Origin of the sequence: Prochlorococcus marinus str. AS9601 (genome assembly GCF_000015645.1) — a bacterium.
Taxonomy (GTDB): domain Bacteria; phylum Cyanobacteriota; class Cyanobacteriia; order PCC-6307; family Cyanobiaceae; genus Prochlorococcus_A; species Prochlorococcus_A marinus_O.
Map to the genome: position 1 here is coordinate 1,373,692 of NC_008816.1, position 25,076 is coordinate 1,398,767.

Consider the following 25,076-nt stretch of genomic DNA (forward strand, 5'->3'; position numbering starts at 1 on the left):
TTGTCAATCTTTATTTCAAGAAAAAGTACTTTTTATTGGCTTTTCAAGTACAAATATATTTATTCAATAACAGGTAGATTTAATTGGTAAAAAAGACTACTTTTTTTGATTTATATAACTTATATATAAATGAGCTCAATATAAGTTTATCTACATAATTTAAGATTTAATTTATAATATAGAACTAGGTTAATTTACATTAAGTACCGATTTAAACTTACAGAGACATAAGCCATAAAAAAAAACCTATTCATTAAAACTTTCAATTATTTCTTTAGTTGAATAAATTCCGACAAATGGTGTTGTAAATTCCCTAATAACTCCTGTAGTTTTCCCCAGTAAACTATTTTTTACAGATATTAAATCACCTTGTTTCAAAAAAGGATTCCTTTGGGAACCTTTTTTTGCTTTGTCAGAATAAGAAATATTTTTATTTAAAATTGTGCCATCTTTGTTATACCTTATCAAAACAATTTTTCCTGATAAAGGTCTTATTGGTCCAGTCAAATTAATAGCATCTGATAAGGAAGCCTCTAGGGGCAATTTTACAGTTCCAGGATTTTCTACTCTACCAAAAATATTAACTGTTATAAATCTTGGAGAAAGACCGCTTAGAATTGATTTTGGGATAATATCTGAAGAAGCTGATGCGAGTTCTGGTAAAAATATTCTATCTCCGTCAAATAATCTAATATCATTAGTAGGATCACTTTCATTTAGAAAAGAAGTAAAGTCGACTATTGCTCTTTGCTTTCCACCTCCTTTCCCTATAGGTATATCTCTTATTATTTCGATGCGGGACAAATCAGTTTTAGAAGTTATTCCTCCAGCTTTTCTAATTGCATTAGAGATAGAAGTGAAATTTTCAGATGGACTTTTTATTTGAAAATTTTTCATATTAGTGTTGTTCTGAGCATTTTGATTTAAAGATGCATTTAATTCGCGGCTATTCATTTGTCCTTGAGTAATATTATTCCCATCAATTTCTTTTGAAATAGAGTCTCCTGTATCATTTCCCATTTCTCCTTTTTGAGATGATTCATCTTTTATATTTTCTACTGCAAGAAACCCTCCAGAACTATAAGCTGGGAATGTATAGATTCCAGGATTTCTTATTTCGCCAGATATTAAGATTCTTTGACTTTTAAAGTTAGCTATTCTAATTTCCACCTCTGAAGAAATATATTCCGAATTTAAATATTTTTTACTTAATAAATTAGATATTTCATTTGTAGTTAACCCCCTTACGTAAGTTTCTTTAAGAAGTGGGAGCATTAGCTCTCCTTCGTTATTAATTGAATATATTCCAGAACCTATAAATCTAAATCGTGAAATTTTGATATCAATTTTAGGATCAATAAGAAATTCCTTATATTTTTTTTCTAATAAATTTTTTAATTGATATATGTTGAGACCCTTTATATATATTGATTTCAATAGAGAAATATATATTTCTCCTTCCTGATCAATTGTATGGTTACCGTTTAGTTCGGGAGTGTTTAAAAATCGAATCGATATAGTATCTCCTTCATCTAATTTATAGTTTCTCAAGTCATTTCTAGGGTTCAAATATGATATGCTCTCAGGATCATATTCCCATTCAATTAATCCTAAACCTCTAGGTTTATTTTTAAATGTAATTAATAGAGAATCTCCAGTATCAACAATATAATCCTCTAATTCATTTTTTGGATCTAAATAATCAATATCAATCTCAGTTCTTTTTTTCGCATATTCTGGGATAAGCTCAATAACTTCTGAATCAAGATTGAGGACTTCTATTTCACCTTTTGATTCTAAATAATCTACTACGAGTTCAGTATTAATTTTTAAAGTTGCATCATCACTGTCTGCATTCGCTAGATCAAATATAAAAATAGATATTAAAAAATTAACAATAAAAAGGAAGTTCAAATTACTTCTAAATGAAAGCAATTTTGAAAAATTTTTTTTTGTTTCCTTTTGATAAGTCAAGAACAAGAAATTTAATCTTCTTTCCTTTTATATTACTAGTAAATTACTATTAATATAGTAACAAAACAAATAATATTTCATTTTTATTGCTATAAATCTAGTCTATAAAAATCTTTCAGACAAAAATCTTGGTTTTAAATACTTGAATATTCATAAATTAATGTTCATTTTTAATTTTTATTAGGATTTCAAATCAGAATTTATTTTTAAATTTGATTTTCTATAAGTAAAACCAAGGAGCCTCCTAAGTTACAAATTAAATCTTGAGAAGGATACTCATTACAACCAGTCCAATCTTTTAATCCTAAATATATTGGGCATTCACATTCTCTTTTTCTTGTTATGGCATTTAATTCATTTGCATTCCAAGGAGGATTTGAGTCGTCAAGCAAAATTTCTCTCAATCGTTTTGTATAATCTTTAGTCCATTGCTTGGAAGATTCTATATAAGTTAAAAGCTCATTAAATGCATCTAGATCGGATGAATAAGGCTTTTTAACGCGCTTCTTTTGAAATATTGCTCTCATGAAATTAGTGCAATTCAAGGCGTCCATTTCCGAAAAGGGATTTTTCTTATTTGGAAAATCTTCTTTTTTACTAGAAACTATTTTTCTAAGCGAATTTCTTATAAAAACACTTAAAGCTAAATCCTCAGACAATGCGAGTAATTTTAGTTGCTTTAATAAAGCCTCATCTATGTTGATATTTAACTGATGTCTCTTTGTCAATCCTGATAATGATATCTATTTAATTGTACTTAATTATTCGATTTTTAATAGGCCCACCTAATGATAATTTAACGATGAAAATTGGGATTCAGATAAATTACTAGATTTCTAATTATTTACTAGTTATATTCATCAGTAATTAAAGATGAGTCAATTTTGTATGACAATTAATCTAACAACTGTCTTCACATTTGAAATTGGATCTACTTTTGATGAATGGTTAAAGTTTTTTGATAGCAAGGAATCAAGTGAAAGACTTTCTGAATTTGATATCAAGCCTCTTTATAGAGGTCAAAGCAAGAAAAATCCTCAAAAAGTTATTGTTATCCATCAGGCTCCGGAAGGTAATATGCAAAAGTTCTTTGAAGCCCATGGCTCTTGGATAGCTACTCATGGAGTTAATATCTCAACAATAGAAGTTTCAGATTGGATATAAAAAGCTAACTAAATGCAATGAATTGATAAGATCTCAGGCAATCTGAAAAAATTAAATAAATCTCTCTTAGTTTTTATATATAATCGCCAAAAGAATTGACCCCCTATACCCCTTTGAAAACTATAGCTAGATAATTAAGACTAAATAAAAATGGACAGAACGCAACTAATAAAAGACGCTCATCCTTGGCTCAGCTGCGAAGAAGTAGTGAAGGTTATTCTTTCCATCATCAGGGTTCAATGTGGATAAACAACCTAAAGAGTGACAAGCTTGAGAGGTTGATGGAAGAGTTCACAAAGCTTCTTAAATCAAAAAGTAAGCCCTTGAACCCTTTGTAGAAAATGTTCTAGGCGTTTATTACAACGGTGTAGATAAGCAAGGCAACAGATAGAAGAATCAAGCAGAGAAGAGTCTTTCGAGCGGAGATGGAACATAGCAAGAGCTATCCTTTTAAAGGGCAAATAAACTTGTTGACTCTTACCCTTTTCAGTTGCTATAAATATTAGTACACTTGTACTATATAGCTATGGAGTACTGGCAGGAATGGGGTTATCTAGAGGACGAAATATTAGTAAGAAAACGACGGAAGATTTGTATTACTTGCAATCACTTCAGGTACAGCACGACAAGTTCTTGTGTCACCATCCTTACTTGTCCCTTTCATCAAAAGCTTATTCCTCAAGGTGATCACCTAATTAAGGGCTGCAGATACTGGAGGGAGAACAGCAGAATATTCGCTCCAGAAGCGGCTTAAGCTTTGGGTGCGTTGTTCTATTGAGAGAGAACAAAACCTAGTAATAGCTTTAATTTATAACCCCTATGTGAACAGATAATCAATTCTGTGTGAACAGATAGGTCAAGAATCAAGCTATAACTAGGTTTCTCAATAGCTACAGATTAATGAGGATAAATAAAAAGTATCTCTCAAGCGATCTGTAACTATACACTTTTAGGTTTAATTTATTTACGGTAAATTAGATTAAATAAATCGATGATTTGAACGTTTGCAGAGAAGACTAAATACGCACTCTGTTCACACACTGTTCACACATTGTAACTTTCTCATAATTAACTGATATGACTGAAATAAACTACTGGCTAATGAAAAGTGAGCCTGATGCTTACAGCATAGATAATTTAAAAAATGACGGTGTAACTTTATGGGATGGAATAAGAAATTATCAGGCTCGAAATTTCATGAGAAAAATGAATAAAGGAGATAAAGTTTTTTTCTATCATTCGAATTGTAAACCCCCAGGTATTGTGGGACTTATGGAGGTAATAGATCTAAATATTATTGATCCTACTCAATTTGATCAAGATTCAAAATATTTTGATCAAAAATCGAAACCTGATAATCCTAGATGGGATTGTGTAAAAGTAAAATACATTTCTAAATCAAATAAGATTTTAAGTTTACCTGAATTAAAGATTTTATTTAATGAGGATGATTTATTAGTCGTAAAAAAAGGAAATAGGTTATCTATATTGCCTGTCAGAAATGACATTGCAAAAATACTGCTAGAAAAAATATAAAAATTTTTAATCCTCAAAATTCATTGAAAACATATTACCAATATAGAGTCTTGTTAAATCCCTATTTTGAAATCCTTTTTGCATCAAAAATCCAGCAATAGCAGCTTGTAGTATCCTGTATTGATCCCAGTTAGGATGCTCCTCAACGAATTCTTTCATAGCCTTTTGAAGATTTTCTTGAAGTTCACATTTGAAACTGATTACCTCATCTTTATGATTTAATACTTTTAAATTTTCTTCGTAATTAAACTCTTGCATATTAAAAAATTTTGAAATTTAAACCTACAAGACGTAGTTTTCTCCAAAATCAATAAATCGTCAACAAGCATTATTAAAACACAGTCTCAGGTATAGAATAATGAGAATTCAGTCATAAATAGGGTATTCATCAAAATTAATTTTGTAAAATTTAATCTTACTAAAATATAAAGATTTATTTAAAATCAAAAGTTTTCCACATCCTTTAGATCGTCAGATATTTTTAAAAAAAATACTGTGGAAAAGTTGTGAAAAATTCTTTTTTGGAGGGGGAAATATTTTCTAAAATTTCCAATTTTATTTATCTTTTAATCCATTGATTCCCACATCTTTTTTATTTCATAAAATAAATTTTGTGCTATTGGTATCGGCCAATACATTTCGAAGGATCTAGTTTGGTCTTGGCTTTCAAAAACAAACCTTAAACTCCATTCATTCTTTTTCCCCTCTAACTCAACATACCAAGGAAGTTTTTCTAATTCTAAAGTAATAGATTCTTCATCCATCAGTTGATCCTTGATAACTAATAATTGTTCATTAATTTTTAAGAGTAAAAGGTAAAGTGAATAGAATTCACTTTTTTGTAACTCGATTGACCAATTATCAACACCAATCAAAAAGCAAAATTTGCCTTTTTTATAATCTCTAAGTAATCTCCATCTTTTTTGGTCTTTTACCAAAATTAGCCTGGAAGTAAATCAGGTTGATCTTGTTCATCGCTTAGTTCAATAATTGACCTTTGAACGGGTTTAATATTTGACTCCTCTAATAAGCCATCAAAATCGTCAAAACGTCTTTGTTTAGCTCTGAAAGCAATTTTCACTGTAGTTAAATATCTATTAGTTGATTTTCTTATCAAGCTCTCACCTCTCTTTGCAAGATCATTAGAATCAATTCTTGCATTATTAGATATGTTCATTAAAAAAAATTTTTTACTATAATAATGTATTTTACAATTTATTCGACCGTTTCAAAACATAAATTACAAAAAGAACTTAATTGATTTAAATAATTTCATATGGAAAAAAGTTTATCTGGAACACTTGCTATTGATTTAGGGAACACTAATACTGTTGTAGCTTTTCAAGATCAAAAAGATATAAATTCTGTTTTAGTTGAAATACCGAATATTACATCTTCTCCAGGAGTTATTCCTTCAGCAGTTTGGTTCGAGGAACCTTCAAAAATTACTAAAATTGGTATTAGTGCTCTAGAGATGAGAGACAACTCAAATTCTGATTTATTTTTTCATTCGAACTTTAAAAGATTAATTGGAAATTCTATTGAAAAAAATAACCAAAAAAATATTTTAAACCCTAATGAATGTGGCGAAAAATTTTTTCAAATTTTGTGGGCAAATATTCCTCAAAAGTATGAGATCAAAAGACTTGTTTTAACTGCTCCTATAGATACATACAAGGGGTACAGAGAATGGTTAGTTAACCTTTGCGAGGATATATCTGTAGATGAGATAGCTCTTGTTGATGAACCTACTGCCGCAAGTTTAGGAATAAATATACCATTTGGCTCAAAAATTATGACATTAGATATTGGGGGAAGTACAATCGATATGAATATAGTCAAAATAGAGGGAGGAGAAGGAAAATCTGGTCCAATAGCTGAACTTTTAAGATTTAAGGGTAATGATGTAAGCTCAATTTCAAAACAAAAAATAAGGTGTGCTGAAATAATTGGCAAAACAGGCTCAAAAATTGGTGGGAAAGATATTGATCAATGGTTAGTTAATTATTTTATTCCAGGCAATAATTCTACTACTAATCTTTTTAATGCAGAAGCGATAAAATGTAAACTCAGTTCATCTGCAATCAAATATGATGATAAATATCCCATAAAATTATTTACTGAACAATCTGAAGAAAAAGAATTTTACCTAAGTAAAGAAATATTTGAGAACATACTCATTGAAAATAATTTTCTTAAACACCTTAACTCTTTGCTCAAAGATTTATTAAATCAATCAAGAGGAAAATTTTGCACAGTTGACGATTTAAATGCAATTGTTTTGGTAGGTGGAGGAACTCAAATACCATTAATTAAAGAATGGATAACAAAAAAAATTTCGAAAATTCAAATAAAGTCTCCACCTCCTATCGAATCAATAGCTTTGGGAGCTTTAGCAATGACCCCAGGGGTAAAAATTAAAGACATATTAAACAAAGGATTATCTATAAGATTATTTAATAAAAGAGAACAAAAACACTTTTGGCATCCTATTTTTTGCAAAGGTCAAACATGGCCAACTGAAAAACCATTTAAAATAATCCTTCAACCGAGTAAAAATAATCAGAAAATATTCGAAATCATTATTGGGGAAACACAAAAAGAAAGAGCATATGATGTCATTTTCGAAAATGGACTTCCAAAATTATCAGAAGTTCAAAATGAAGAAGAAATTATAAAATGGGACAAAACTCCACTCAAAATAATACTGAAAAAAGGATCGAATATTGGACAAGACAACTTAAAACTTTTTTTTAAAATCACGGAAAGTGCTGATTTATTAGTTAAGTGTTTTGATATTAAAGATGAATGTTTAGGCGAATATAATTTAGGAAATATCTTCTAAAAGCTAGCTATTCAAGAAGACTCCTTCTTCATTATCAACTCTATTTAAACGTAAACTAATACTTTCAATTTTACTAGTAGGCACTTTTTTACCACAAAAATCTGGTTGAATAGGTAATTCTCTATGACCTCTATCTACCATTACTAATAACATAACTCTTTGAGGTCTGCCCCAAGAATATAAAGCATCCATAGCAGCTCTAATTGTTCTTCCTGTGTAAATTACATCATCTATTAAAAGAATTTCTTTTTTTTCAATAGGAGTTGGAATATCAGTAATTTTTATTAAACGAGTTCCAACTCTATTTTGGTCATCTCTATAAAAAGTTGGATCAATTGTTCCTTTGCTAACTCTTAAACCTGTTTTTAAGAATAATTCTTTTTCAAGAACTTCGGCCAACTCAATTCCTCTAGTCGGGATACCAACCAATAGAAGGTTATCCAGGTTATTTACTTTTTCGATAATTTCGGAAGTTAGACGTGAAACGGTCTTTCTAAGCTCAACTTCAGAAAGTATTACGATTTTTTTTGTTTTCTTGGACATAATTTATCACTAAATAAAAGTCATCTAACTATTTCCATAAATTAGCAAAAGCTAACTATGTTAAATATAAATTGTTAAAGAGTAACGTTTGAAGCTAAATTTAAGGTTGGATCATTAAAAATTGAATTTGATCTAAATATGTCAAAGATTAGCAGCAAAAATATAAAAAGATTAAGTGTTCCTCAGAGCCCTGTAGTTCTAGCAATATTAGATGGATGGGGATATCGAAAAGAAAAATCAGATAATGCCATAAAAAGTGCCCGCACACCGATAATGGACTCTTTGTGGCATGCTTATCCCCACACATTAATAAGTGCTAGTGGATCTGATGTAGGCCTCCCAGATGGTCAAATGGGTAATTCAGAGGTAGGGCACCTTACAATTGGTTCGGGAAGAATAATACAACAAGAACTTGTAAGGATTTCAAATATTGTAAAAAAAAATCAGTTAAGTTTGGTGAATGAGTTAAGAGAGATGGCTGATTCATTAAAGAAAAATAATTCTACTTTGCACATAACAGGATTATGTTCTGATGGAGGTGTACATAGTCATATTGAACATTTATTAGGTTTAATAAAATGGGCATCTGATAATGAAATCAAAAAAGTTGCAATCCATATCATTACTGATGGAAGAGATACTCCTGCAAAAAGTGCATCTAAATATCTAAATCAAATAGAATCATGTATAAAAAAATTTAATACTGGCGAAATAGCTTCTATATGCGGAAGATACTGGATTATGGATAGAAATCTATTATGGGATAGAACTGAAAAAGCATATGCTAATTTAACTGATCCAGATATTCAAATAACAAATATTTCTCCTCAGGATTACATAGATAAAAGTTATGCCAAAAACATAACCGATGAATTTATAGAGCCCATACGAATTTCTGAAAACTATCTTAAAGATGGTGATAGTTTGATTTGCTTTAACTTTCGTCCAGACAGAGCAAGACAAATAATCAAAGCCCTCTCAATTAAAGAATTCTCAGACTTTGAAAGAAAAAATTATCCAAATCTAGATCTTGTCACTTTTACTCAATATGATCAGAACTTTCCCGTTAAAGTTGCATTTCCTCCTGAATCACTCAATAATTTTATAGGCCAAATAGTTTCAGAAAACGGTCTAAAGCAATATAGAACCGCGGAAACAGAAAAGTATCCTCACGTAACATACTTTTTCAATGGAGGAGTTGAAATTCCTTTACCTGGAGAAGAGAGACATTTGATTCCATCTCCAAGAGTCGCAACTTATGATTTGGAACCCGAAATGTCTGCGGAGGAACTAACTATTAGTTGCTCTAAAGCAATTAAAAGTGGAAATTATTCTTTTGTTGTAATCAATTTTGCCAATCCTGATATGGTTGGTCATACAGGCAACATGGATGCAACAATAAAAGCTATAGAGAAAGTAGATAAATGTATTGGTAAAATAGTTAACGCTACTGGAGAAATGGGTGGAAGCATTCTTATTACAGCCGATCATGGCAACGCAGAGGTCATGAAAGGACCTGAAGGAGAACCATGGACAGCTCATACAATTAATAAAGTTCCATTAATTTTAATTGAAGGTGAAAAAAGAAAAATCCCAAATATGGGGAATCAAATTAATTTAAGAGATAATGCTGGCTTAGCAGATATTGCTCCAACTTTATTGCAATTGTTAAATCTCCCAATACCAACAGAAATGACAGGCAAATCACTTATTCAAGAAATTGAATTAAAAGGTTATAATAAGGTAGTTCAACATGTTTAAAGTTAATAAAAGTCTTTTAAGCAATGATTCAAATTATTAGTTGGATATGGGTATTCACTGGACTTATTCTCATTCTCTTAGTTTTACTTCATAGCCCTAAAGGTGATGGAATGGGAGGAATAGCTGCAAGTGGAAGCTCTATGTTTAACAGCGCTAGTAGTGCAGAGGCCTCTCTAAATAAAATAACTTGGACTTTTTTAGTTATATTTTTGTCTCTCGCAATTATTCTAAGCGCTGGGTGGATTTCATAAAAGTTGAATAAAAAAGGGACCATATTAATGATCCCTTTTAAAAAATTAATTAAATAACTATTGTTTAGTTAGTAATCGAAGTCACCGCCCATACCTGGAGCACCCGCAGGAGCAGCTGAGTCTTTTTTCTCAGGTAAATCTGCAACTATGCATTCGGTGGTTAGAACCATTCCTGCTATTGAAGCTGCATTTTGTAATCCTGAACGTGTAACTTTTGCAGGATCAACTATACCAGCAGAGGACATATCTACATATTCTCCAGTAGCAGCGTTAAATCCATCATTAAATGGTTTAGTTTTTACATTTTCAGCAATTACAGCTCCATTAGAGCCTGCATTCTCAGCAATTCTCATAAGAGGAGCAGTAAGTGAAGCTTCAACAATGTTAGCTCCAATTAATTCCTCTCCTTCTAAATTTTTATCGGCCCATTCTTTTAGAATAGGAGATAAATGAGCGAGAGTTGTGCCTCCGCCGGGTACAATGCCTTCTTCAACAGCAGCTTTTGTTGCATTAATAGCATCCTCAAGACGAAGCTTTTTATCCTTCATCTCAGTTTCAGTTGCAGCTCCAACTTTAATAACTGCTACACCTCCAGCTAATTTAGCAAGACGTTCTTGAAGCTTTTCTTTATCGTATGAGGAATCTGTTTCATCCATTTGCTTTTTAATTTGATCACATCTAGCTTTAACTGCTTGCTCATTTCCTTCAGCTACAATAGTTGTAGTCTCTTTATTGATAGTTATTCTTCTACCAGTTCCAAGCATATCTAAAGTAGCATTCTCTAATTTCAAACCTGCATCTTCAGTAATAAGTTGTCCATTAGTTAAAACGGCCATATCTTCAAGCATAGCTTTTCTTCTATCACCAAATCCAGGAGCTTTTACTGCAGCTACATTCAACACACCTCGCAATCTATTGACAACAAGAGTTGCTAAAGCCTCTTTTTCAATATCTTCTGCAATAATGACTAGTGGTTTACCAGTTTTAGCTATTTGTTCCAAAACGGGAACTAAATCTTGCACTAAGGCAATTTTCTTATCAGTCAGAAGTATATATGGTTCATCTAAAACAGCCTCCATTCTCTCTGTGTCCGTTGCGAAGTAAGGTGAAATATAACCTTTATCAAAGCGCATCCCCTCAGTAACTTCTAATTCAGTAGTCATTGATTTTCCTTCTTCTAAGGAAATAACACCTTCTTTACCAACTTTATCCATAGCATTGGCAATCATTTGACCTACTTCTTCGTCGTTACCAGCAGCAATAGTTCCACATTGGGCTATAGCATTGCTATCACTAATAGGTTTGGAATTCTCCTGAATTTTACCAACCAGAAATTCAGTCGCTTTATCAATTCCTTTTTTCAAGGTAATTGCATTAGCTCCTGCAGCGACGTTTCTCAACCCTGCTTTAACCATTGCATGAGCTAAAACGGTAGCTGTTGTAGTACCATCTCCAGCTGCATCATTAGTTTTTGAAGCAGCTTGTCTGATTAAAGCAACCCCTGTGTTTTCAATGTGGTCCTCTAATTCGATCTCTTTAGCAATCGTTACGCCATCATTGATAATTTGTGGAGCACCAAATTTTTTCTCTAGTACAACATTTCTTCCTTTTGGTCCAAGCGTTACAGCCACAGACTCAGCAAGGATATCAATTCCTCTCTCGAGCGCTCTACGAGCTTGCTCATTGTAAATAATTCTTTTAGCCATGTTTAGGCAGTAATTTAGTAATAAGTTTTAATAATTTTTGAAACAAATATTTTAGCTTACTACAGCCAAAATATCCTTTTCTGAGAGCAAGACATATTCATCTCCTCCCAATTTAATGTCTGTACCAGCATATTTGCTGTACAAAACTTTATCGCCAATACTCACTTCTGGAGTTTGTCGAGAACCATCTTCATTAAGTTTGCCAGGGCCCACCTGAGCAACTTCTCCAACCTGTGGTTTTTCTTTAGCTGAATCAGGCAAAAGAATGCCCCCAGCAGTTTTTTCCTCAGATGCGGAAACTTTAATAAAAATTCTATCTCCCAGTGGTTTTACTGTAGAGACTGTAAGTGAAACAGCTGCCATAAATTAATGGAGGATCATAGTTGAGACGCTTTGCGCCATAAAAGTGGAAAGAGAAATTCTCCATCCGTATCATCAACAACATAATCTGCAAAGAGGCAATTAAACCATACTTAAACTGTGCGGGTGGCCGAACCCATTTAACGAATCTACCCGCGAGGTGGTAGTATTTTCGGATTATGCGCTGTTTAAAATCAGCTATTCACCACCAATCAATAAAAAATGGTAGCAACTCCATCAATTTCTTCACAAACAAAAGGCGTAGTACGTCAGGTAATTGGCCCAGTTCTAGATGTAGAATTTCCAGCTGGTAAATTACCCAAAATATTAAATGCTTTAAGGATTGAAGCTAAAAATCCTGCGGGACAAGATATAGCGCTTACTGCAGAGGTCCAACAGCTCCTAGGTGACCACAGAGTAAGAGCAGTTGCAATGAGTGGCACAGACGGCCTTGTAAGGGGCATGGAAGCAATCGACACAGGTGCACCAATATCAGTACCTGTGGGAGAGGCAACTTTAGGAAGAATATTTAATGTTTTAGGAGAGCCAGTAGATGAACAAGGTCCAGTAAATACTAAAGATACTGCTCCAATTCATAGAGCTGCTCCAAAGTTAACCGACCTAGAAACCAAGCCAAAAGTTTTTGAAACTGGTATTAAAGTTATTGACCTTTTAGCTCCTTATAGACAAGGAGGAAAAGTTGGATTATTCGGAGGCGCTGGTGTTGGGAAAACGGTTCTTATTCAAGAATTGATCAATAATATCGCAAAAGAACATGGTGGGGTTTCTGTATTTGGTGGCGTAGGGGAAAGAACTAGAGAGGGGAACGATTTATACGAAGAATTTAAAGAATCAGGCGTTATCAATGCAGATGATTTAACTCAATCAAAAGTTGCCTTATGTTTTGGACAGATGAATGAGCCACCTGGTGCAAGAATGAGAGTAGGCTTATCAGCACTTACAATGGCAGAACATTTTAGAGATGTAAATAAACAAGACGTTCTACTTTTTGTTGATAACATTTTTAGATTCGTTCAAGCTGGCTCTGAAGTATCTGCATTACTTGGAAGAATGCCTTCAGCTGTTGGATACCAACCAACTCTTGGAACTGATGTTGGTGAACTGCAAGAAAGGATTACATCTACATTAGAAGGGTCAATAACATCTATCCAGGCTGTATACGTACCTGCAGATGACCTAACAGACCCTGCTCCAGCTACAACATTTGCCCATTTAGATGCTACCACTGTGCTTGCCAGAGCTCTTGCAGCTAAGGGAATTTATCCAGCAGTAGATCCACTAGACTCAACAAGCACTATGCTACAACCATCAGTTGTTGGCGATGAGCATTACAAAACAGCCAGAGCTGTACAATCAACTTTACAAAGATACAAAGAACTTCAAGACATTATTGCAATTCTCGGTTTAGATGAGCTTTCTGAAGAAGATAGATTAACAGTTGACAGGGCCAGAAAAATTGAAAAATTCCTTTCACAACCTTTCTTTGTTGCAGAAATATTTACAGGAATGTCTGGTAAATACGTAAAATTAGAAGATACCATTGCTGGTTTCAATATGATTTTGTCAGGTGAGTTGGATGATTTACCAGAACAGGCATTTTACTTAGTTGGGAATATTGATGAAGTTAAAGCAAAGGCTGAAAAAATAAAATCAGAAAAATAAATATTTGAACATATATATTTAACCTTCAATAATTTTAAATTAATGGCAATCTCTTTAAAAGTTTTAGCTCCTAATAAAAATGTTTATCAAGGCGAAGCTGAAGAAGTAATCCTTCCTAGTACTACTGGTCAACTTGGGATACTACCAGGACACATTTCTTTAGTTACTGCTATAGATATTGGCGTTTTAAGGCTAAGAATGAATTCCCAGTGGAAATCAATAGCTCTTATGGGAGGCTTCGCTGAAATTGAATCAGATGAAGTTATAGTTTTAGTAAATAATGCGGAAATTGGTTCTGAAATTAATGTTCAAAATGCTGAACAAGATCTTAAAGAAGCAAAATTAGCAATTAGCAAATTTTCTGAAAATGAAAAAAATCCAGAAAAAATTAAAGCCTTGAAAGAGATTTCAAAGGCTGAAGCTAGGATTCAAGCAGCAAAGAACTAATATTTAGGCAGTTCCACAAAAAGTTACTTCGGGAAACTTTAGTTTGGCTTCTTCTAATTTTTTTGTCTTACCTTCTTCTTGCCAGTAATTTATCACTTCAGTAGCTTTATTCAATATCTCTACTCTTTCATTATCTGTAATCCAACCTTTATTCTCAAGTTCACTTTTTAATTTTTCCCAAGCATCATCCCTTGGCCAAAAGTAATAGGCAGTAAGAGGGCTTGGACCTCCACCTACTATTTGATCCACAGCTAAAGCTACATTATCAGGTAACCACAATACTTTAATTATGAACCTTCCTTCATCAGGTTTAGGGGTATAGCCAGTAGGTACACCATCTTCATCAATTTTGGCAGCTGCCAACACAGCTGTAGCACCCATCATTCCTGAATTAGGAGAAGAATTTTTAGAGTTTGGTACATCACTGTTTTTTTCTTTTTTTTCTGTTGAATTTTGATTTAACTTATCTGATGAGGTCATTCACTTATTTATGTTCAATAAATAATTTATCAGTTTATGGACACATTTTGATTGATTTATTCAAAATTTCTTGATTTTAGTTATTGATAACTACTAAAAAGAATTTTTATCTGTCATGAGGTACTTCATAAAAATCATAAATAGTGGCTTCCAATGAATCCCATAGATCTTTGGGGATATCGTTTTCTTCTGCGAACATGCCAAGCTGACTAGCTAAGCCTCTTGCTTGAGAGAGTTTCGAATCATATGAATCGGACTTATTCATTTTTGAGCTTTAACTTAATAAAAAATAAATCTATTAACTTGATAAGTCAAATTTCAAAATTCTAAATCAGAAATTTCTTTTAGTGCTGCAATACTTAAAACTTCTGGGTTTGTATCATTTACAAGGACATCGTCTTCAATTCTTATCCCTATGCCTTTCCATTTCTCATCTATAGGGGGTTGTCCCTCAGAGACTGGGATCCTATCACTTATGTAGATCCCAGGTTCAACCGTAAGAATCATTCCATTCTGTAATGGCACTTCATAGTCTCCCATTCTGTATGCTCCAACATCATGAACATCTAAGCCTAGCCAATGTCCAGTTCTATGCATGTAAAGATGCTTATAAGATTGATTATCAATTATCTCCTCAGTACTGCCCGACAATAACCCAATTTCTTTTAATCCTTCTATAAGAATTGTCAAAGCGACATTATGAACAGCACTAGAATTCGATCCCTTTACAGCACTTTTAATTGCATTTTTCTGCGCTCTCAATACAATTTCATAGATAACTTTTTGCTCATTAGAAAATTTGCCACCTATTGGTATAGTTCTTGTTATGTCTCCATTGTAATAATCAATTAGTGAGCAGCCAGCATCAACCAATAATAAATCTTCCTTCTTCAGTGGTGAATTATTTGAAGTGTAATGCAAAATACACGCATTATCTCCTGATGCAACAATTGAGTTATAAGCTGGACCTCTCGCCCCTTTTTCCAGAAAGAATCCCTCTAGTAGACCCTGAATTTGTCTTTCATTTTTCTTTGATGAGATAGATTCTCTAACTAGTTCATGAGCTTCGGCTGAGATTTGTATAGCCTTTCTCATTCTCTTAATTTCAAATTCACTTTTAATTAATCTCATCTCATTTAAGTAAATTTCTGGAGATTTTATAGAATTTCCACCAATGCCTAATCTTGAGCGATTTTCAAGTTGTTGTGAAAAAATTTCAAGTATTATTTTCTCAACTGATGGATGCTTACCAATAGAAAAAACAAGTTCATCGGAACCATTTATATAAGCTGGGAGTAAATCTCTGAATTCATTTACTGAGTGAGCCTTATCCGCATTAAACTCTTTTTCAGCGCCTTCTAAACCCCATCTAAAGCCATGCCAGACTTCGCTGATAACATCTTTAGGAGCAACAAACATAATAAATCTCTCTCCCTTTGGCTTATGCGATAAGAAAAGGGCGATTGCATCCGGCTCATCAAAACCGGTTAAATACCAAAAATTACTATCTTGTCTAAAAGGATATTCACAATCAGCATGATGCTTTACGAGATTAGCACCGGGGATAATAGCAGCTTTTCCATTTAATTTATTGAGGAAGACTTCTCTTCTTTCTTCAAAAACTTTATTTTCAGGTTTAAACATAGATTGTGTATTGGCGTGTTTAAAAAAAAAATGGAAGAATGAATTAATACAGATTTAGTACTTAATCTATTTTAATGGAACCAAGTGTTTACGGTTTAGTAATTCTTATAATTATTATTTTAATTGGGTCTGCATGTTGTTCGGGAGTAGAAGCTGCTTTTTTAGCTGTAAATTCAATTCGAATTCTAGAGATAGCCTCTAAACAAAAACCAAAGAGTTCTGCAAATCAACTTCTTAAACTTAGAAAACATCTTGGAAGGACATTAACTGTAATTACTATTACTAATAATGGATTTAACATAATTGGAAGTCTTATTTTAGGTGTATATGGAGCATTGGTTATTAATAGTAGTTATGGCCTAACCCTGTTTTCAATTGCTTTTTATATCCTGGTTGTCTTAGTAGGAGAAGTACTACCCAAGGCCCTTGGTACAAGATTCTCAGTTCAAATAGCATTATTATCAGTTCCTATCTTGAGAATCTTGCATACTTTAATGAGGCCATTCTTAATATTAATAGAACAAATATTTCCTGTTATTACTGCAGAAAATGAAATTTCAACTGATGAAGAAGAAATTAGACAAATGGCAAAAATTGGAAGCCAAAAAGGTTTGATAGAAGCTGATGAGGCAGCAATGATATTTAAGGTTTTTCAATTAAATGATTTAAAAGCTAAAGATTTAATGATCCCTAGAGTATCAGCACCTTGTCTTGATGGTTCTTCGAATCTTGAAGAAATTTCAAAACTTATAATGGCTGACAACTCTCCATGGTGGGTTATTTTGGGAGATAAAGTTGACAAAATACAAGGGGTAGTTAAGCGTGAAAAAATGTTAGCAGAATTAATTAATGGAGAAAATAAAAAATTATTGTCAGAAATTTGCGAACCTGTGGACTACATTCCCGAAATGATTAAGGCAGATCAATTATTAACAAGATTTGACAAGAATCATAAAGGAGTGAAAGTAGTAGTAGATGAATTTGGAGGATTCGTGGGCATTATTGGAGCAGAAGCTGTCCTATCTGTTTTAGCTGGCTGGTGGAAAAATAAATCATGAAACAATTGAAAATTAATACAAGTTATTTACTATTAAAAAATTGGTGGGAGACTATTGATCTTACCAATTTTGAAAAAAGTTATTTTAATAGAGAAATAATTTCTTTTAATCAACAGCTTTTTAGGCTCAAAGAACAAAAAATAAGAATTGGCGCATATGGTAAATCAGGCGTAGGAAAATCTTCTGTTTTAAATTCTTTATTAAAAAAAGATATATTTAAAACAGATATTATCAATGGGACCACAAGAGAAATACAATCTGAAGAATGGAAATTTAAAGATCAATCACTGAACAGTGTAGAGTTACTAGATTCTCCAGGATTTGATTTCTGCGATATAAAATTCCCAGATAAAGTTTACTCCTCTATAAATCACTCAGATCTTATTTTATTTATAATTTCGGGAGATCTAAATAGAAATGAATTAAGCGAAATCAGTTCCTTTATTCAAGATGGAAAAAAAATTATTGTAGTTTTAAATAAAATCGATCTTTTTAATAAAATAGAATTAAAAGAAATAATAGAAAATATTAATTTTAAGCTTCCAAAAGATTTTAATATTCCCATAATTATTAATCATAGAAATAACCTGAAAAATTACATGACAAAAATAATAAATCAACACGGTGAGATATTTTTAACACTAAATTCTCTTCAATCAGCTGACAAATTATTTCTAATGATAAAAGAACAACGATTGAAAAAAAGGCAGAAATTAGCTCAGTCAACTATTGGTAAATTTTCAACCATAAAGGCATCAACGGTAGCTCTTAATCCTTTTGTTATGTTTGATATTGCTAGTAGTTTTGCAATAGATACTGCATTGATTAGCGAATTAAGTAAGATTTATGGATTAAATTTGAAGGGTGAATCTACAAGAAAAATATTCAAAAACATATCTATTAATAATTTATTTTTAGGAGTCACTCAAGTTGGAGTCAATATATCTTTCAACCTTATTAGGAAAGTAATTTTAGTAACCGCACCTTTCACTAACGGGCTATCATTATTACCCTATGGACCTATAGCAATTATTCAAGCAGCAATAGCAATTCAATCTACAAAAATTCTTGGGAAATTAGCAGCCAAAGAAATATTTAAGAGAAGCAAAGCTTCGTTTATAGAACCTTATATAATGATTCAAAATATCAACTTTAATGAACCAGAGATTTTTAAACACATCAATATCTATTTATCAAAAAGAAATTTAAATAATAATTTTGTTAGTTTTCTACCTTAAAATTTAAAATGGGAAAAAGGATTGCTTTATTTGGTACGAGTGCTGATCCACCTACAATTGGACACAAAAAAATTCTTGAAGAATTATCCAAAATTTATGCTTTTACCATTAGCTATGTGAGCAACAACCCCAAAAAAACACACATAGAGGATATCTCAATTCGTAGCCATTTATTGAAAACGCTTATTGATGATTTAGATAATCCGAAAATTTTATTTAATCAACAAATAAGTAGCCAATGGGCTTTAGAGTCAGCCAAAAAATGTAAAGAAATTTATAAATTTAATAATTTAGATTTTGTTATTGGTAGTGATTTAATTAAAGATATTTTTTACTGGAAAAATTTTGACAAAATTATTTCGGAGGTAAGTTTTTTGATAATTCTAAGAGAGGGATACCCTATTGAATCAAATACTCTTAAAATGTTAGAAACTTATAAAGTCAAATTTAAGATTTCAAACATCAAAACCCCAAACATTTCAAGTTCTAAGGTTAGATTAAATTTTAAATGTTCTAATTTACCGTCGTCGTTAATAGATATAGTTAAGAAGAATAATTTATATGAATCCATCAAATTAGTTGAATGAAGTTTTTACTTGCCCAAATAAATCCAGTTGTTGGAGATTTGGAGGGCAATGCAAAGAAAATACTTAATATTGCCTCAAAAGCTAGCTCAATTTCTGCTGATTTTGTTCTTACTCCTGAATTGTCATTATGGGGATATCCCGCAAATGACTTGCTTTTAAAAAAAAATTTAATCAAAAATCAATACCAAATTCTTGATAAATTAGCTTCAGATACTAATAAAAAATATGGAAACTTAAGTATCACAGTCGGAATAGCTGAGTTAATAAACGATTCTTTTTTTCCTAATCTTTATAATTCTATTGCGTTAGTTGAGGGCGGTGAATGGAGAATAATTGCTCGTAAAATTATTCTTCCCACTTATGAAGTATTTGATGAGAAAAGATATTTTAGATCAGAAGAAAAAGTTTCTGTATTGATTAAAAAAATTAAAAATCAAACTTGGCGACTTGGCTTCACTATATGTGAGGATTTATGGGTCAACAAAAATATAGAGGGTAGAGGAATTCATAGAAAAAATCCCATTGTTGATTTAAAGAAAAAAGAAGTTGATATTTTAGTTAATTTATCAGCCTCCCCATACACTCTGAAAAAGTTAGAGCTAAGATCCAAGGTTTCTAGTTTTGCTGCACAATATCTTCAAGTACCGCTGATTTATGTCAACCAGATTGGAGCGAATGATAATTTAATTTTTGATGGAAATAGTTTTATTCTTGATAAGAATGGATCTACAATTAAGCAATTAAAATCTTTTTCAGAAGATCTCTCCAGCTGGGAAATTGAGCAAACAAAACCTGAAAAAAAAGAATTCAAAAACTCCGAAATGTCATCAATTTTTGATGCATTAGTCCTAGGTGTTAAAGATTATGCAAAAAAATGTAGATTTAAAACAGCTTTAGTTGGATTAAGTGGTGGTATTGATTCAGCACTTGTCTCAGCAATTGCTACAGCAGCTTTAGGAAGTGAAAATGTTTATTGCGTTTCAATGCCCTCTAAGTGGAGCTCATCTCATTCAAAGATTGATGCAAAAGACTTAGCAAGAAGATTAAAGATAAGTTTCAAGAGCATTCCAATTGAAAACTTGATGAACTCTTTTGAAGAATCATTTATAAAAACCATAGATTTTGAAATGGCTGAAATAACAAATCAAAATATTCAGTCAAGGATAAGAGGCACACTTCTTATGGCTTTAGCAAATCAAGAAAAGCATTTGTTACTTTCAACAGGCAATAAATCTGAGCTGGCCGTAGGATATTGCACACTTTATGGAGATATGAATGGGGGATTATCGGTAATTGGGGATTTATATAAAACAAATGTTTTTAAATTATGCAATTGGCTTGATAGTGAAGATTCAATTAATCATAGAAAATCATATATGTTAGATACTAATGTAGATATAATTGGAAAAAATATTCGTACTAAAGCGCCAAGTGCCGAACTAGGTCCAGATCAATTAGATACTGATTCTCTCCCACCTTATTCAATTTTAGATAATATTCTTAAAGGAATTATTGAAGAGAAAAAAGATTTACAACAACTAGAAAAAGATGGTTATAAAAAAGATTTAATTTTAAAAATTATCTCACTCATAAAAAAAGCGGAATTCAAAAGAAAGCAGGCTCCTCCAATCCTAAAACTAAGCAGTCAATCATTAGGAAGTGACTGGAGAGTTCCCATAGCAATATCTTATTGATCACTATAGGAATACTGTTGGATTTTTTTTAAAGGCCGTTTAACTGAATCAAGGTTGATACCTTTTTTGATAGCAAGAATTATGCCTGCAGCCTCTAAATAATTATCCACTTCATAAAGATTGGGATAATCATAAAACTCATTTATCACTTTTAATGTATTTTGATTTTTTACAGAGATAATATTTAAACCTTTTTCAATCCCAGCTAGTACTGCTTCTCCACCTAGTGCCCCATTAGGAACAACAATAGATTCAATCTGATCAGGGTGTAGTGAGATTGATTTATTTTTAAAGGGCAATTCAACAATGTCAGGTGCATTGCTCAACCCAATTAGTACTGATGGTAAAAAGGTGTATCCTATTTCTTCTGCAGCTGCACGAGGATCTAATTTTTCATTCAATTCAATTGGATTTAAAGCCGGTGCGTGAGCACAAGGAACTTTTAAAAATTTGCTTATTAAATGACTGATAACTGCTTCGACCCCAGAAATAGGATCAACCCCTTTCCCCTCTCGATATATATTTGTCTCTAAAGAATCTGAATCATCTGGAAATTTTGCCACAATTGCTATTGCCGTCACTCCTTTTTCTATTAAACATTTTGCAGCATCAATTAGAGTATCAGGATTTTCAATTATGCCACCACTGATTTTTGAAGAATCAGAATCAATAACTATGTTTAATGGCTTTTTTGTAATCACATAAGAATGAACATTAATCCCTAAAGTAGAAACACATGCATCAGCAACTTGTAAATGTCTTAATAATATTTCTTTTTCAATGGCTGAATCAAAAATTATTCCAATTTTCTGTTGCTTTACCCTTTTTAAAGCGATTTCTCCTTTAGCAAGTCGGTCTAAACTATAACCCTCAACATAAAAAATATTTTTATCTTTTTCAGAAAGAGTGCCGCCATTCATAACATTTGGATGAGTAATCAAACATCCACTTGCCGATGCTAATAATTTAGCGGTAGGAAGCGCATCCCCAGCAAAACCTCCTATTTCACAACCAATGCCAGTTGGAACAATGAATATTGTTGGTGAATTTTCCATTATTAAAAATATTTAAATTTTTATTTTTTAATTAGCTAAGACAGCTTTAATTTTAAGTTTTTTCATTCCAAAAGAGTCAATAGAATTTTGAATATCAACAATTGACCATCGAATTAAATTCCCTTTTTTTTCTAAATTTGCAATAATATATTCTCTTAAATTTTTTAATTTAATTGAAACTGGCCAATCTAAATAATAATCAACTGAACTTAATTTCATTTTTGATATTTACCAAATTGATCATTATATAAATCATCTTCGACTTCTTTACCAATAACAATATTTAAATCTGACTTGGGATATGCCACGCACAAAAGTGCAAAGCCCTTTTCCCTTAAATCATCATTTAATCCCATAGCATCTTCTTGATCTACAGATCCCTCCAGTATCATGGATGCACAATCTGTACATACTCCAGAACAACAACTACTTGGTAAATCTATTCCATTCATTTTTGCCGCTGAAATAATATCTTGATCTTCAGAACATAAAAAACTAAAAGTCTTTTGCTCAAATTGAACTTTGATATTATATTCAGGCATATCCTAAATCTTATTGCTAAACTGCTGAACCTCCTACAACTTCTAATATTTCTTGAGTAATAGCTGCTTGTCTAGCTTTGTTATAGGTTAGATTCAAAGTACTTGCTAATTCTTTGGCATTATCACTGGCATTATTCATAGCAGTCATCCTGCAAGCGAGTTCTGAAGCTGCCGACTCCTGAAGAGCTCTTAGTACCTGATTCTGTAAATATAGTGGTAATAACGAATCCAATAGTTGATCAGGACTTTGTTCAAAAACAATATCTGATGGCAACTTCTCTGAATCACTTTTTTCAATATTTGATTTTTCAACAAGTAATTTACTATCTTTTGTAGTTAACCTAAAAATTTCATCGTTTTCCTCCGCAATTCCTTGAGGGTCAAGTGGCAAAAGTGTTTGAACTACAGGGGCGCAGCTAACTAGAGTGATGAATTTCGTGTAAATAATTTCTACCCTATCAGAATTTTCTGAGAGAAATTCAGCTAAGATCTCATTTGTAACTCCTTCAGAATCCTTGACTGTGGGTACCTGTTCTAGTTCTTTGAAAGTACTTTTAATTGCATATCTATCCTTTCTATTTTGAAAATATCCAATAGCTTTCTTACCTACCAAAATTAAATTTGGCTGATACCCTTGTTTGACTAATTCTGCGTATCTTATTTCTACCTTTTTTATAATATTTGTGTTATAACCACCGCATAAACCTCTATCCGCAGTTATACAAACCAAGGAGATACTCTTTACTTCTCTCTTAGATAATAGAGGGGAGTCGACAGCCTCAAATTGTACTCTAGATTGAATATTTTCTAAGACTCGTGCAAGTTTATCTGCAAAAGGTCTACTCTTAAGAACTTGGTCTTGAGCTCTCCTAACTTTTGCAGCTGCAACAAGTCTCATTGCCTCAGTTATTTTTCTTGTGTTTTTAACAGAAACGATTCGATCTCTAATCTCTTTAAGATTTGCCATGGTATCTCCTTAAATAAATTTAAACTGTGGCAAGCATTGATGATTTAACTTCATTTATCACCTCTTTTAGTGTCGCTTCTAATCCATCATTTAGTTTCTTTTCTTTAAGAATCTCTTCTATAAATTCTGATTTATTTAATTTTAGGTATTCCCTAAGTTCAGTTGCAAATTTAGTAACATCTTCAACAGGAACCTCATCAATAAGACCTTTTACTCCTGCATAAACAACTGCAACTTGTTCTGCAAGGTTTAGAGGAGAGAATTGAGGTTGCTTTAATAGCTCTCTTAGTCTTTTGCCTCTTTCAAGTTGTTGCTGAGTTGCTTCATCAAGATCAGATGCAAATTGAGAAAAAGCAGCTAGTTCATCAAACTGTGCGAGTTCTAATTTTAAAGTTCCTGCAATTTTTTTAATTGCTTTTGTCTGAGCTGCTCCTCCAACACGACTAACAGATATACCAACATTAATAGCTGGTCTTAATCCTGAGTTAAATAAATCTGCACTCAAGAATATTTGTCCATCCGTAATTGAAATAACATTAGTTGGAATGTAAGCCGAAACGTCTCCTGCCTGAGTTTCAATAATTGGAAGAGCTGTCATAGAACCCCCGCCCATTGCATCAGAAAGTTTTGCTGCTCTTTCTAGTAATCTACTGTGCAAGTAGAACACGTCTCCAGGATAAGCCTCTCTTCCTGGTGGTCTTTTTAAAAGAAGAGACATTTGTCTGTAAGCCTGAGCTTGTTTTGTTAGATCATCATAAATAACAAGTGTTGCTTTACCCTGATACATAAAATGCTCAGCAATTGCTGCACCAGTATAAGGTGCTAAGTACTGTAAAGCAGCTGGTTCTGAAGCTCCTGCACTAACTACAACGGTGTAATCTAGAGCTCCTCTCTCTCTTAAAACCTCTACGATATTTGCTACTGATGCTGACTTCTGACCAATAGCTACGTATACACAAACTACATCTTGACCTTTTTGGTTGATAATTGTATCGATAGCAATCGCAGATTTTCCAGTTTGTCTATCGCCAATAATTAATTCTCTTTGACCTCTTCCAACAGGAATCATTGCATCAATAGATGTGATACCAGTTTGCATTGGTTCATGAACTGATCTTCTTTTGATTATTCCAGGCGCCATTTCTTCAATCAATCTTGTATCACTTGTTGGAATTTCCCCTTTCCCATCTATTGGTTGTCCGAGAGGGTTAACAACTCTCCCCTGCATTGCTTCACCAACTGGAACAGATGCGATTTTACCTGTGGACTTAACGTTACTTCCTTCTTGGACACCAAGTGCCTCTCCCATTAAAACGGCCCCAACATTATCATCTTCAAGATTTAAAGCTATACCTTCGGTACCATCCTCAAATTCCAACAACTCACCTGCCATGACCTGATCTAAGCCATATATTCTTGCAATGCCATCACCGATTTGCAGAACAGTTCCTACATTGCTAACACTTACAGATTGGTCATAATCAGTTATTTGTTGTTTTAAGATTGAACTGATTTCATCAGGGCGTATAGATACCATGGAT

27 protein-coding genes are annotated in these 25,076 nt (G+C 32.5%); 11 read left to right on the top strand and 16 right to left on the bottom strand.

Translation table 11 applies throughout. The annotated features are described in order from the left end of the window. Nucleotides 1–246: 246 nt before the first annotated feature. Entirely contained in the window at nt 247–1,974 is a 1,728-nt protein-coding gene (locus A9601_RS16720) for a polysaccharide biosynthesis/export family protein (RefSeq protein ID WP_225866254.1), read from the bottom strand. A 206-nt stretch (nt 1,975–2,180) separates the two neighbouring features. Then, a complete protein-coding gene (locus tag A9601_RS16725; RefSeq protein WP_011819041.1) occupies nt 2,181–2,702 on the bottom strand; it encodes a hypothetical protein in 522 nt (173 codons plus the stop codon). A gap of 160 nt (nt 2,703–2,862) precedes the next feature. Between A9601_RS16725 and A9601_RS16730 the strand changes: the two genes are divergently transcribed. Both A9601_RS16730 and A9601_RS16735 read left to right on the top strand, forming a co-directional pair. Continuing rightward, complete coding sequence (locus A9601_RS16730; protein WP_041484568.1) at nt 2,863–3,138, top strand: DUF3764 family protein; 276 nt, start codon at nt 2,863–2,865, stop codon at nt 3,136–3,138. 1,077 nt (nt 3,139–4,215) lie between these two features. After that, on the top strand, nt 4,216–4,674 hold the full coding sequence (locus A9601_RS16735) for an EVE domain-containing protein (protein WP_011819043.1): 459 nt from the start codon (nt 4,216–4,218) through the stop codon (nt 4,672–4,674). 6 nt (nt 4,675–4,680) lie between these two features. Here the strand turns inward: A9601_RS16735 and A9601_RS16740 are convergent, their stop codons facing one another. The 3 genes from A9601_RS16740 to A9601_RS16750 all read right to left on the bottom strand — a co-directional run bounded on the left by A9601_RS16740 (nt 4,681) and on the right by A9601_RS16750 (nt 5,851). Continuing rightward, entirely contained in the window at nt 4,681–4,932 is a 252-nt protein-coding gene (locus tag A9601_RS16740; protein WP_011819044.1) for a DUF2811 domain-containing protein, read from the bottom strand. Nucleotides 4,933–5,240: 308 nt separating this feature from the next. Then, entirely contained in the window at nt 5,241–5,612 is a 372-nt protein-coding gene (locus tag A9601_RS16745; protein WP_011819045.1) for a DUF1818 family protein, read from the bottom strand. Nucleotides 5,613–5,614: 2 nt separating this feature from the next. Next, nucleotides 5,615–5,851 carry a DNA-directed RNA polymerase subunit omega gene (locus tag A9601_RS16750; protein WP_011819046.1) on the bottom strand — a complete coding sequence of 79 codons (237 nt, stop codon included), beginning with the start codon at nt 5,849–5,851 and terminating at the stop codon, nt 5,615–5,617. A gap of 99 nt (nt 5,852–5,950) precedes the next feature. On the opposite strand from A9601_RS16750, the gene A9601_RS16755 reads away from it, so the two are divergent. After that, the gene (locus A9601_RS16755) at nt 5,951–7,519 is read left to right on the top strand and encodes an Hsp70 family protein (protein WP_011819047.1); all 1,569 of its coding nucleotides are present in this window, start codon (nt 5,951–5,953) and stop codon (nt 7,517–7,519) included. 3 nt (nt 7,520–7,522) lie between these two features. Here A9601_RS16755 and pyrR read toward each other — a convergent pair whose 3' ends face one another. After that, on the bottom strand, nt 7,523–8,062 hold the full coding sequence (pyrR, locus tag A9601_RS16760) for a bifunctional pyr operon transcriptional regulator/uracil phosphoribosyltransferase PyrR (RefSeq protein ID WP_011819048.1): 540 nt from the start codon (nt 8,060–8,062) through the stop codon (nt 7,523–7,525). Nucleotides 8,063–8,200: 138 nt separating this feature from the next. Between pyrR and gpmI the strand changes: the two genes are divergently transcribed. Continuing rightward, entirely contained in the window at nt 8,201–9,823 is a 1,623-nt protein-coding gene (gene gpmI / locus A9601_RS16765) for a 2,3-bisphosphoglycerate-independent phosphoglycerate mutase (protein ID WP_011819049.1), read from the top strand. Nucleotides 9,824–9,846: 23 nt separating this feature from the next. Then, complete coding sequence (secG, locus tag A9601_RS16770) at nt 9,847–10,074, top strand: preprotein translocase subunit SecG (protein WP_011819050.1); 228 nt, start codon at nt 9,847–9,849, stop codon at nt 10,072–10,074. A 68-nt stretch (nt 10,075–10,142) separates the two neighbouring features. Here secG and groL read toward each other — a convergent pair whose 3' ends face one another. After that, nucleotides 10,143–11,780, bottom strand: coding sequence for a chaperonin GroEL (gene groL / locus A9601_RS16775; RefSeq protein ID WP_011819051.1), 1,638 nt, complete (start codon nt 11,778–11,780; stop codon nt 10,143–10,145). A 51-nt stretch (nt 11,781–11,831) separates the two neighbouring features. After that, entirely contained in the window at nt 11,832–12,143 is a 312-nt protein-coding gene (groES, locus tag A9601_RS16780; protein ID WP_011819052.1) for a co-chaperone GroES, read from the bottom strand. A 219-nt stretch (nt 12,144–12,362) separates the two neighbouring features. On the opposite strand from groES, the gene atpD reads away from it, so the two are divergent. Together atpD and atpC are read left to right on the top strand one after the other, a co-directional pair. Further along, the gene (atpD, locus tag A9601_RS16785) at nt 12,363–13,823 is read left to right on the top strand and encodes a F0F1 ATP synthase subunit beta (protein ID WP_011819053.1); all 1,461 of its coding nucleotides are present in this window, start codon (nt 12,363–12,365) and stop codon (nt 13,821–13,823) included. A gap of 42 nt (nt 13,824–13,865) precedes the next feature. Beyond that, nucleotides 13,866–14,270 carry an ATP synthase F1 subunit epsilon gene (gene atpC / locus A9601_RS16790; RefSeq protein ID WP_011819054.1) on the top strand — a complete coding sequence of 135 codons (405 nt, stop codon included), beginning with the start codon at nt 13,866–13,868 and terminating at the stop codon, nt 14,268–14,270. 3 nt (nt 14,271–14,273) lie between these two features. Here atpC and A9601_RS16795 read toward each other — a convergent pair whose 3' ends face one another. The 3 genes from A9601_RS16795 to A9601_RS16800 all read right to left on the bottom strand — a co-directional run bounded on the left by A9601_RS16795 (nt 14,274) and on the right by A9601_RS16800 (nt 16,394). Then, nucleotides 14,274–14,750, bottom strand: coding sequence for a 30S ribosomal protein PSRP-3 (locus tag A9601_RS16795; RefSeq protein WP_011819055.1), 477 nt, complete (start codon nt 14,748–14,750; stop codon nt 14,274–14,276). A gap of 106 nt (nt 14,751–14,856) precedes the next feature. Further along, a complete protein-coding gene (locus A9601_RS18835) occupies nt 14,857–15,015 on the bottom strand; it encodes a hypothetical protein (RefSeq protein WP_011819056.1) in 159 nt (52 codons plus the stop codon). Between the two features lie 53 nt (nt 15,016–15,068). After that, nucleotides 15,069–16,394, bottom strand: a complete 1,326-nt coding sequence (locus A9601_RS16800; RefSeq protein WP_011819057.1) for an aminopeptidase P N-terminal domain-containing protein — start codon at nt 16,392–16,394, stop codon at nt 15,069–15,071. Nucleotides 16,395–16,468: 74 nt separating this feature from the next. Here A9601_RS16800 and A9601_RS16805 point away from each other — a divergent pair, with 74 nt between their 5' ends. Genes A9601_RS16805 through A9601_RS16820 form a run of 4 tightly spaced genes read left to right on the top strand, consistent with a single transcriptional unit; the run spans nt 16,469 to nt 20,971 of the window. Next, nucleotides 16,469–17,452, top strand: a complete 984-nt coding sequence (locus A9601_RS16805) for a CNNM domain-containing protein (protein ID WP_011819058.1) — start codon at nt 16,469–16,471, stop codon at nt 17,450–17,452. Beyond that, nucleotides 17,449–18,690, top strand: a complete 1,242-nt coding sequence (locus tag A9601_RS16810) for a GTP-binding protein (RefSeq protein ID WP_011819059.1) — start codon at nt 17,449–17,451, stop codon at nt 18,688–18,690. Before A9601_RS16805 ends, A9601_RS16810 begins: the two co-directional genes overlap by 4 nt. Before the next feature lie 8 nt (nt 18,691–18,698). Further along, entirely contained in the window at nt 18,699–19,277 is a 579-nt protein-coding gene (locus A9601_RS16815; RefSeq protein WP_011819060.1) for a nicotinate-nucleotide adenylyltransferase, read from the top strand. After that, complete coding sequence (locus A9601_RS16820) at nt 19,274–20,971, top strand: NAD+ synthase (protein ID WP_011819061.1); 1,698 nt, start codon at nt 19,274–19,276, stop codon at nt 20,969–20,971. The genes A9601_RS16815 and A9601_RS16820 overlap by 4 nt, the downstream gene beginning before the upstream one ends. On the opposite strand, the gene A9601_RS16825 is transcribed toward A9601_RS16820, so the two are convergent. The 5 genes from A9601_RS16825 to atpA are packed head-to-tail and all read right to left on the bottom strand — an operon-like array spanning nt 20,965 to nt 25,072. Continuing rightward, nucleotides 20,965–22,026 (bottom strand): DUF3326 domain-containing protein, encoded by a 1,062-nt coding sequence (locus tag A9601_RS16825; RefSeq protein WP_011819062.1) that lies wholly within the window; start codon nt 22,024–22,026, stop codon nt 20,965–20,967. The genes A9601_RS16820 and A9601_RS16825 overlap by 7 nt on opposite strands. A gap of 27 nt (nt 22,027–22,053) precedes the next feature. Then, nucleotides 22,054–22,245, bottom strand: a complete 192-nt coding sequence (locus A9601_RS16830) for a hypothetical protein (protein WP_011819063.1) — start codon at nt 22,243–22,245, stop codon at nt 22,054–22,056. Then, nucleotides 22,242–22,568 (bottom strand): 2Fe-2S iron-sulfur cluster-binding protein, encoded by a 327-nt coding sequence (locus A9601_RS16835; protein ID WP_011819064.1) that lies wholly within the window; start codon nt 22,566–22,568, stop codon nt 22,242–22,244. The genes A9601_RS16830 and A9601_RS16835 overlap by 4 nt, the downstream gene beginning before the upstream one ends. Nucleotides 22,569–22,584: 16 nt before the next feature. Beyond that, the gene (locus A9601_RS16840) at nt 22,585–23,535 is read right to left on the bottom strand and encodes a F0F1 ATP synthase subunit gamma (protein ID WP_011819065.1); all 951 of its coding nucleotides are present in this window, start codon (nt 23,533–23,535) and stop codon (nt 22,585–22,587) included. 19 nt (nt 23,536–23,554) lie between these two features. Beyond that, nucleotides 23,555–25,072, bottom strand: a complete 1,518-nt coding sequence (gene atpA, locus A9601_RS16845; protein ID WP_011819066.1) for a F0F1 ATP synthase subunit alpha — start codon at nt 25,070–25,072, stop codon at nt 23,555–23,557. Between the last annotated feature and the right edge of the window lie 4 nt (nt 25,073–25,076).

What these genes read in the sequence shown, in the direction of transcription:
- A9601_RS16815 (WP_011819060.1), top strand. Translation starts at nt 18,699, where the DNA reads ATGGGAAAAAGGATTGCTTTATTTGGTACGAGTGCTGATCCACCTACA.
- atpA (WP_011819066.1), bottom strand. Translation starts at nt 25,072, where the DNA reads ATGGTATCTATACGCCCTGATGAAATCAGTTCAATCTTAAAACAACAA.
- A9601_RS16825 (WP_011819062.1), bottom strand. Translation starts at nt 22,026, where the DNA reads ATGGAAAATTCACCAACAATATTCATTGTTCCAACTGGCATTGGTTGT.
- groL (WP_011819051.1), bottom strand. Translation starts at nt 11,780, where the DNA reads ATGGCTAAAAGAATTATTTACAATGAGCAAGCTCGTAGAGCGCTCGAG.
- A9601_RS16795 (WP_011819055.1), bottom strand. Translation starts at nt 14,750, where the DNA reads ATGACCTCATCAGATAAGTTAAATCAAAATTCAACAGAAAAAAAAGAA.
- pyrR (WP_011819048.1), bottom strand. Translation starts at nt 8,062, where the DNA reads ATGTCCAAGAAAACAAAAAAAATCGTAATACTTTCTGAAGTTGAGCTT.
- A9601_RS16810 (WP_011819059.1), top strand. Translation starts at nt 17,449, where the DNA reads ATGAAACAATTGAAAATTAATACAAGTTATTTACTATTAAAAAATTGG.
- A9601_RS16840 (WP_011819065.1), bottom strand. Translation starts at nt 23,535, where the DNA reads ATGGCAAATCTTAAAGAGATTAGAGATCGAATCGTTTCTGTTAAAAAC.
- A9601_RS16830 (WP_011819063.1), bottom strand. Translation starts at nt 22,245, where the DNA reads ATGAAATTAAGTTCAGTTGATTATTATTTAGATTGGCCAGTTTCAATT.
- secG (WP_011819050.1), top strand. Translation starts at nt 9,847, where the DNA reads ATGATTCAAATTATTAGTTGGATATGGGTATTCACTGGACTTATTCTC.
- A9601_RS16820 (WP_011819061.1), top strand. Translation starts at nt 19,274, where the DNA reads ATGAAGTTTTTACTTGCCCAAATAAATCCAGTTGTTGGAGATTTGGAG.
- groES (WP_011819052.1), bottom strand. Translation starts at nt 12,143, where the DNA reads ATGGCAGCTGTTTCACTTACAGTCTCTACAGTAAAACCACTGGGAGAT.
- A9601_RS16740 (WP_011819044.1), bottom strand. Translation starts at nt 4,932, where the DNA reads ATGCAAGAGTTTAATTACGAAGAAAATTTAAAAGTATTAAATCATAAA.
- gpmI (WP_011819049.1), top strand. Translation starts at nt 8,201, where the DNA reads ATGTCAAAGATTAGCAGCAAAAATATAAAAAGATTAAGTGTTCCTCAG.
- A9601_RS18835 (WP_011819056.1), bottom strand. Translation starts at nt 15,015, where the DNA reads ATGAATAAGTCCGATTCATATGATTCGAAACTCTCTCAAGCAAGAGGC.
- A9601_RS16805 (WP_011819058.1), top strand. Translation starts at nt 16,469, where the DNA reads ATGGAACCAAGTGTTTACGGTTTAGTAATTCTTATAATTATTATTTTA.
- A9601_RS16835 (WP_011819064.1), bottom strand. Translation starts at nt 22,568, where the DNA reads ATGCCTGAATATAATATCAAAGTTCAATTTGAGCAAAAGACTTTTAGT.
- A9601_RS16750 (WP_011819046.1), bottom strand. Translation starts at nt 5,851, where the DNA reads ATGAACATATCTAATAATGCAAGAATTGATTCTAATGATCTTGCAAAG.
- A9601_RS16800 (WP_011819057.1), bottom strand. Translation starts at nt 16,394, where the DNA reads ATGTTTAAACCTGAAAATAAAGTTTTTGAAGAAAGAAGAGAAGTCTTC.
- atpD (WP_011819053.1), top strand. Translation starts at nt 12,363, where the DNA reads ATGGTAGCAACTCCATCAATTTCTTCACAAACAAAAGGCGTAGTACGT.
- A9601_RS16730 (WP_041484568.1), top strand. Translation starts at nt 2,863, where the DNA reads ATGACAATTAATCTAACAACTGTCTTCACATTTGAAATTGGATCTACT.
- A9601_RS16735 (WP_011819043.1), top strand. Translation starts at nt 4,216, where the DNA reads ATGACTGAAATAAACTACTGGCTAATGAAAAGTGAGCCTGATGCTTAC.
- atpC (WP_011819054.1), top strand. Translation starts at nt 13,866, where the DNA reads ATGGCAATCTCTTTAAAAGTTTTAGCTCCTAATAAAAATGTTTATCAA.
- A9601_RS16755 (WP_011819047.1), top strand. Translation starts at nt 5,951, where the DNA reads ATGGAAAAAAGTTTATCTGGAACACTTGCTATTGATTTAGGGAACACT.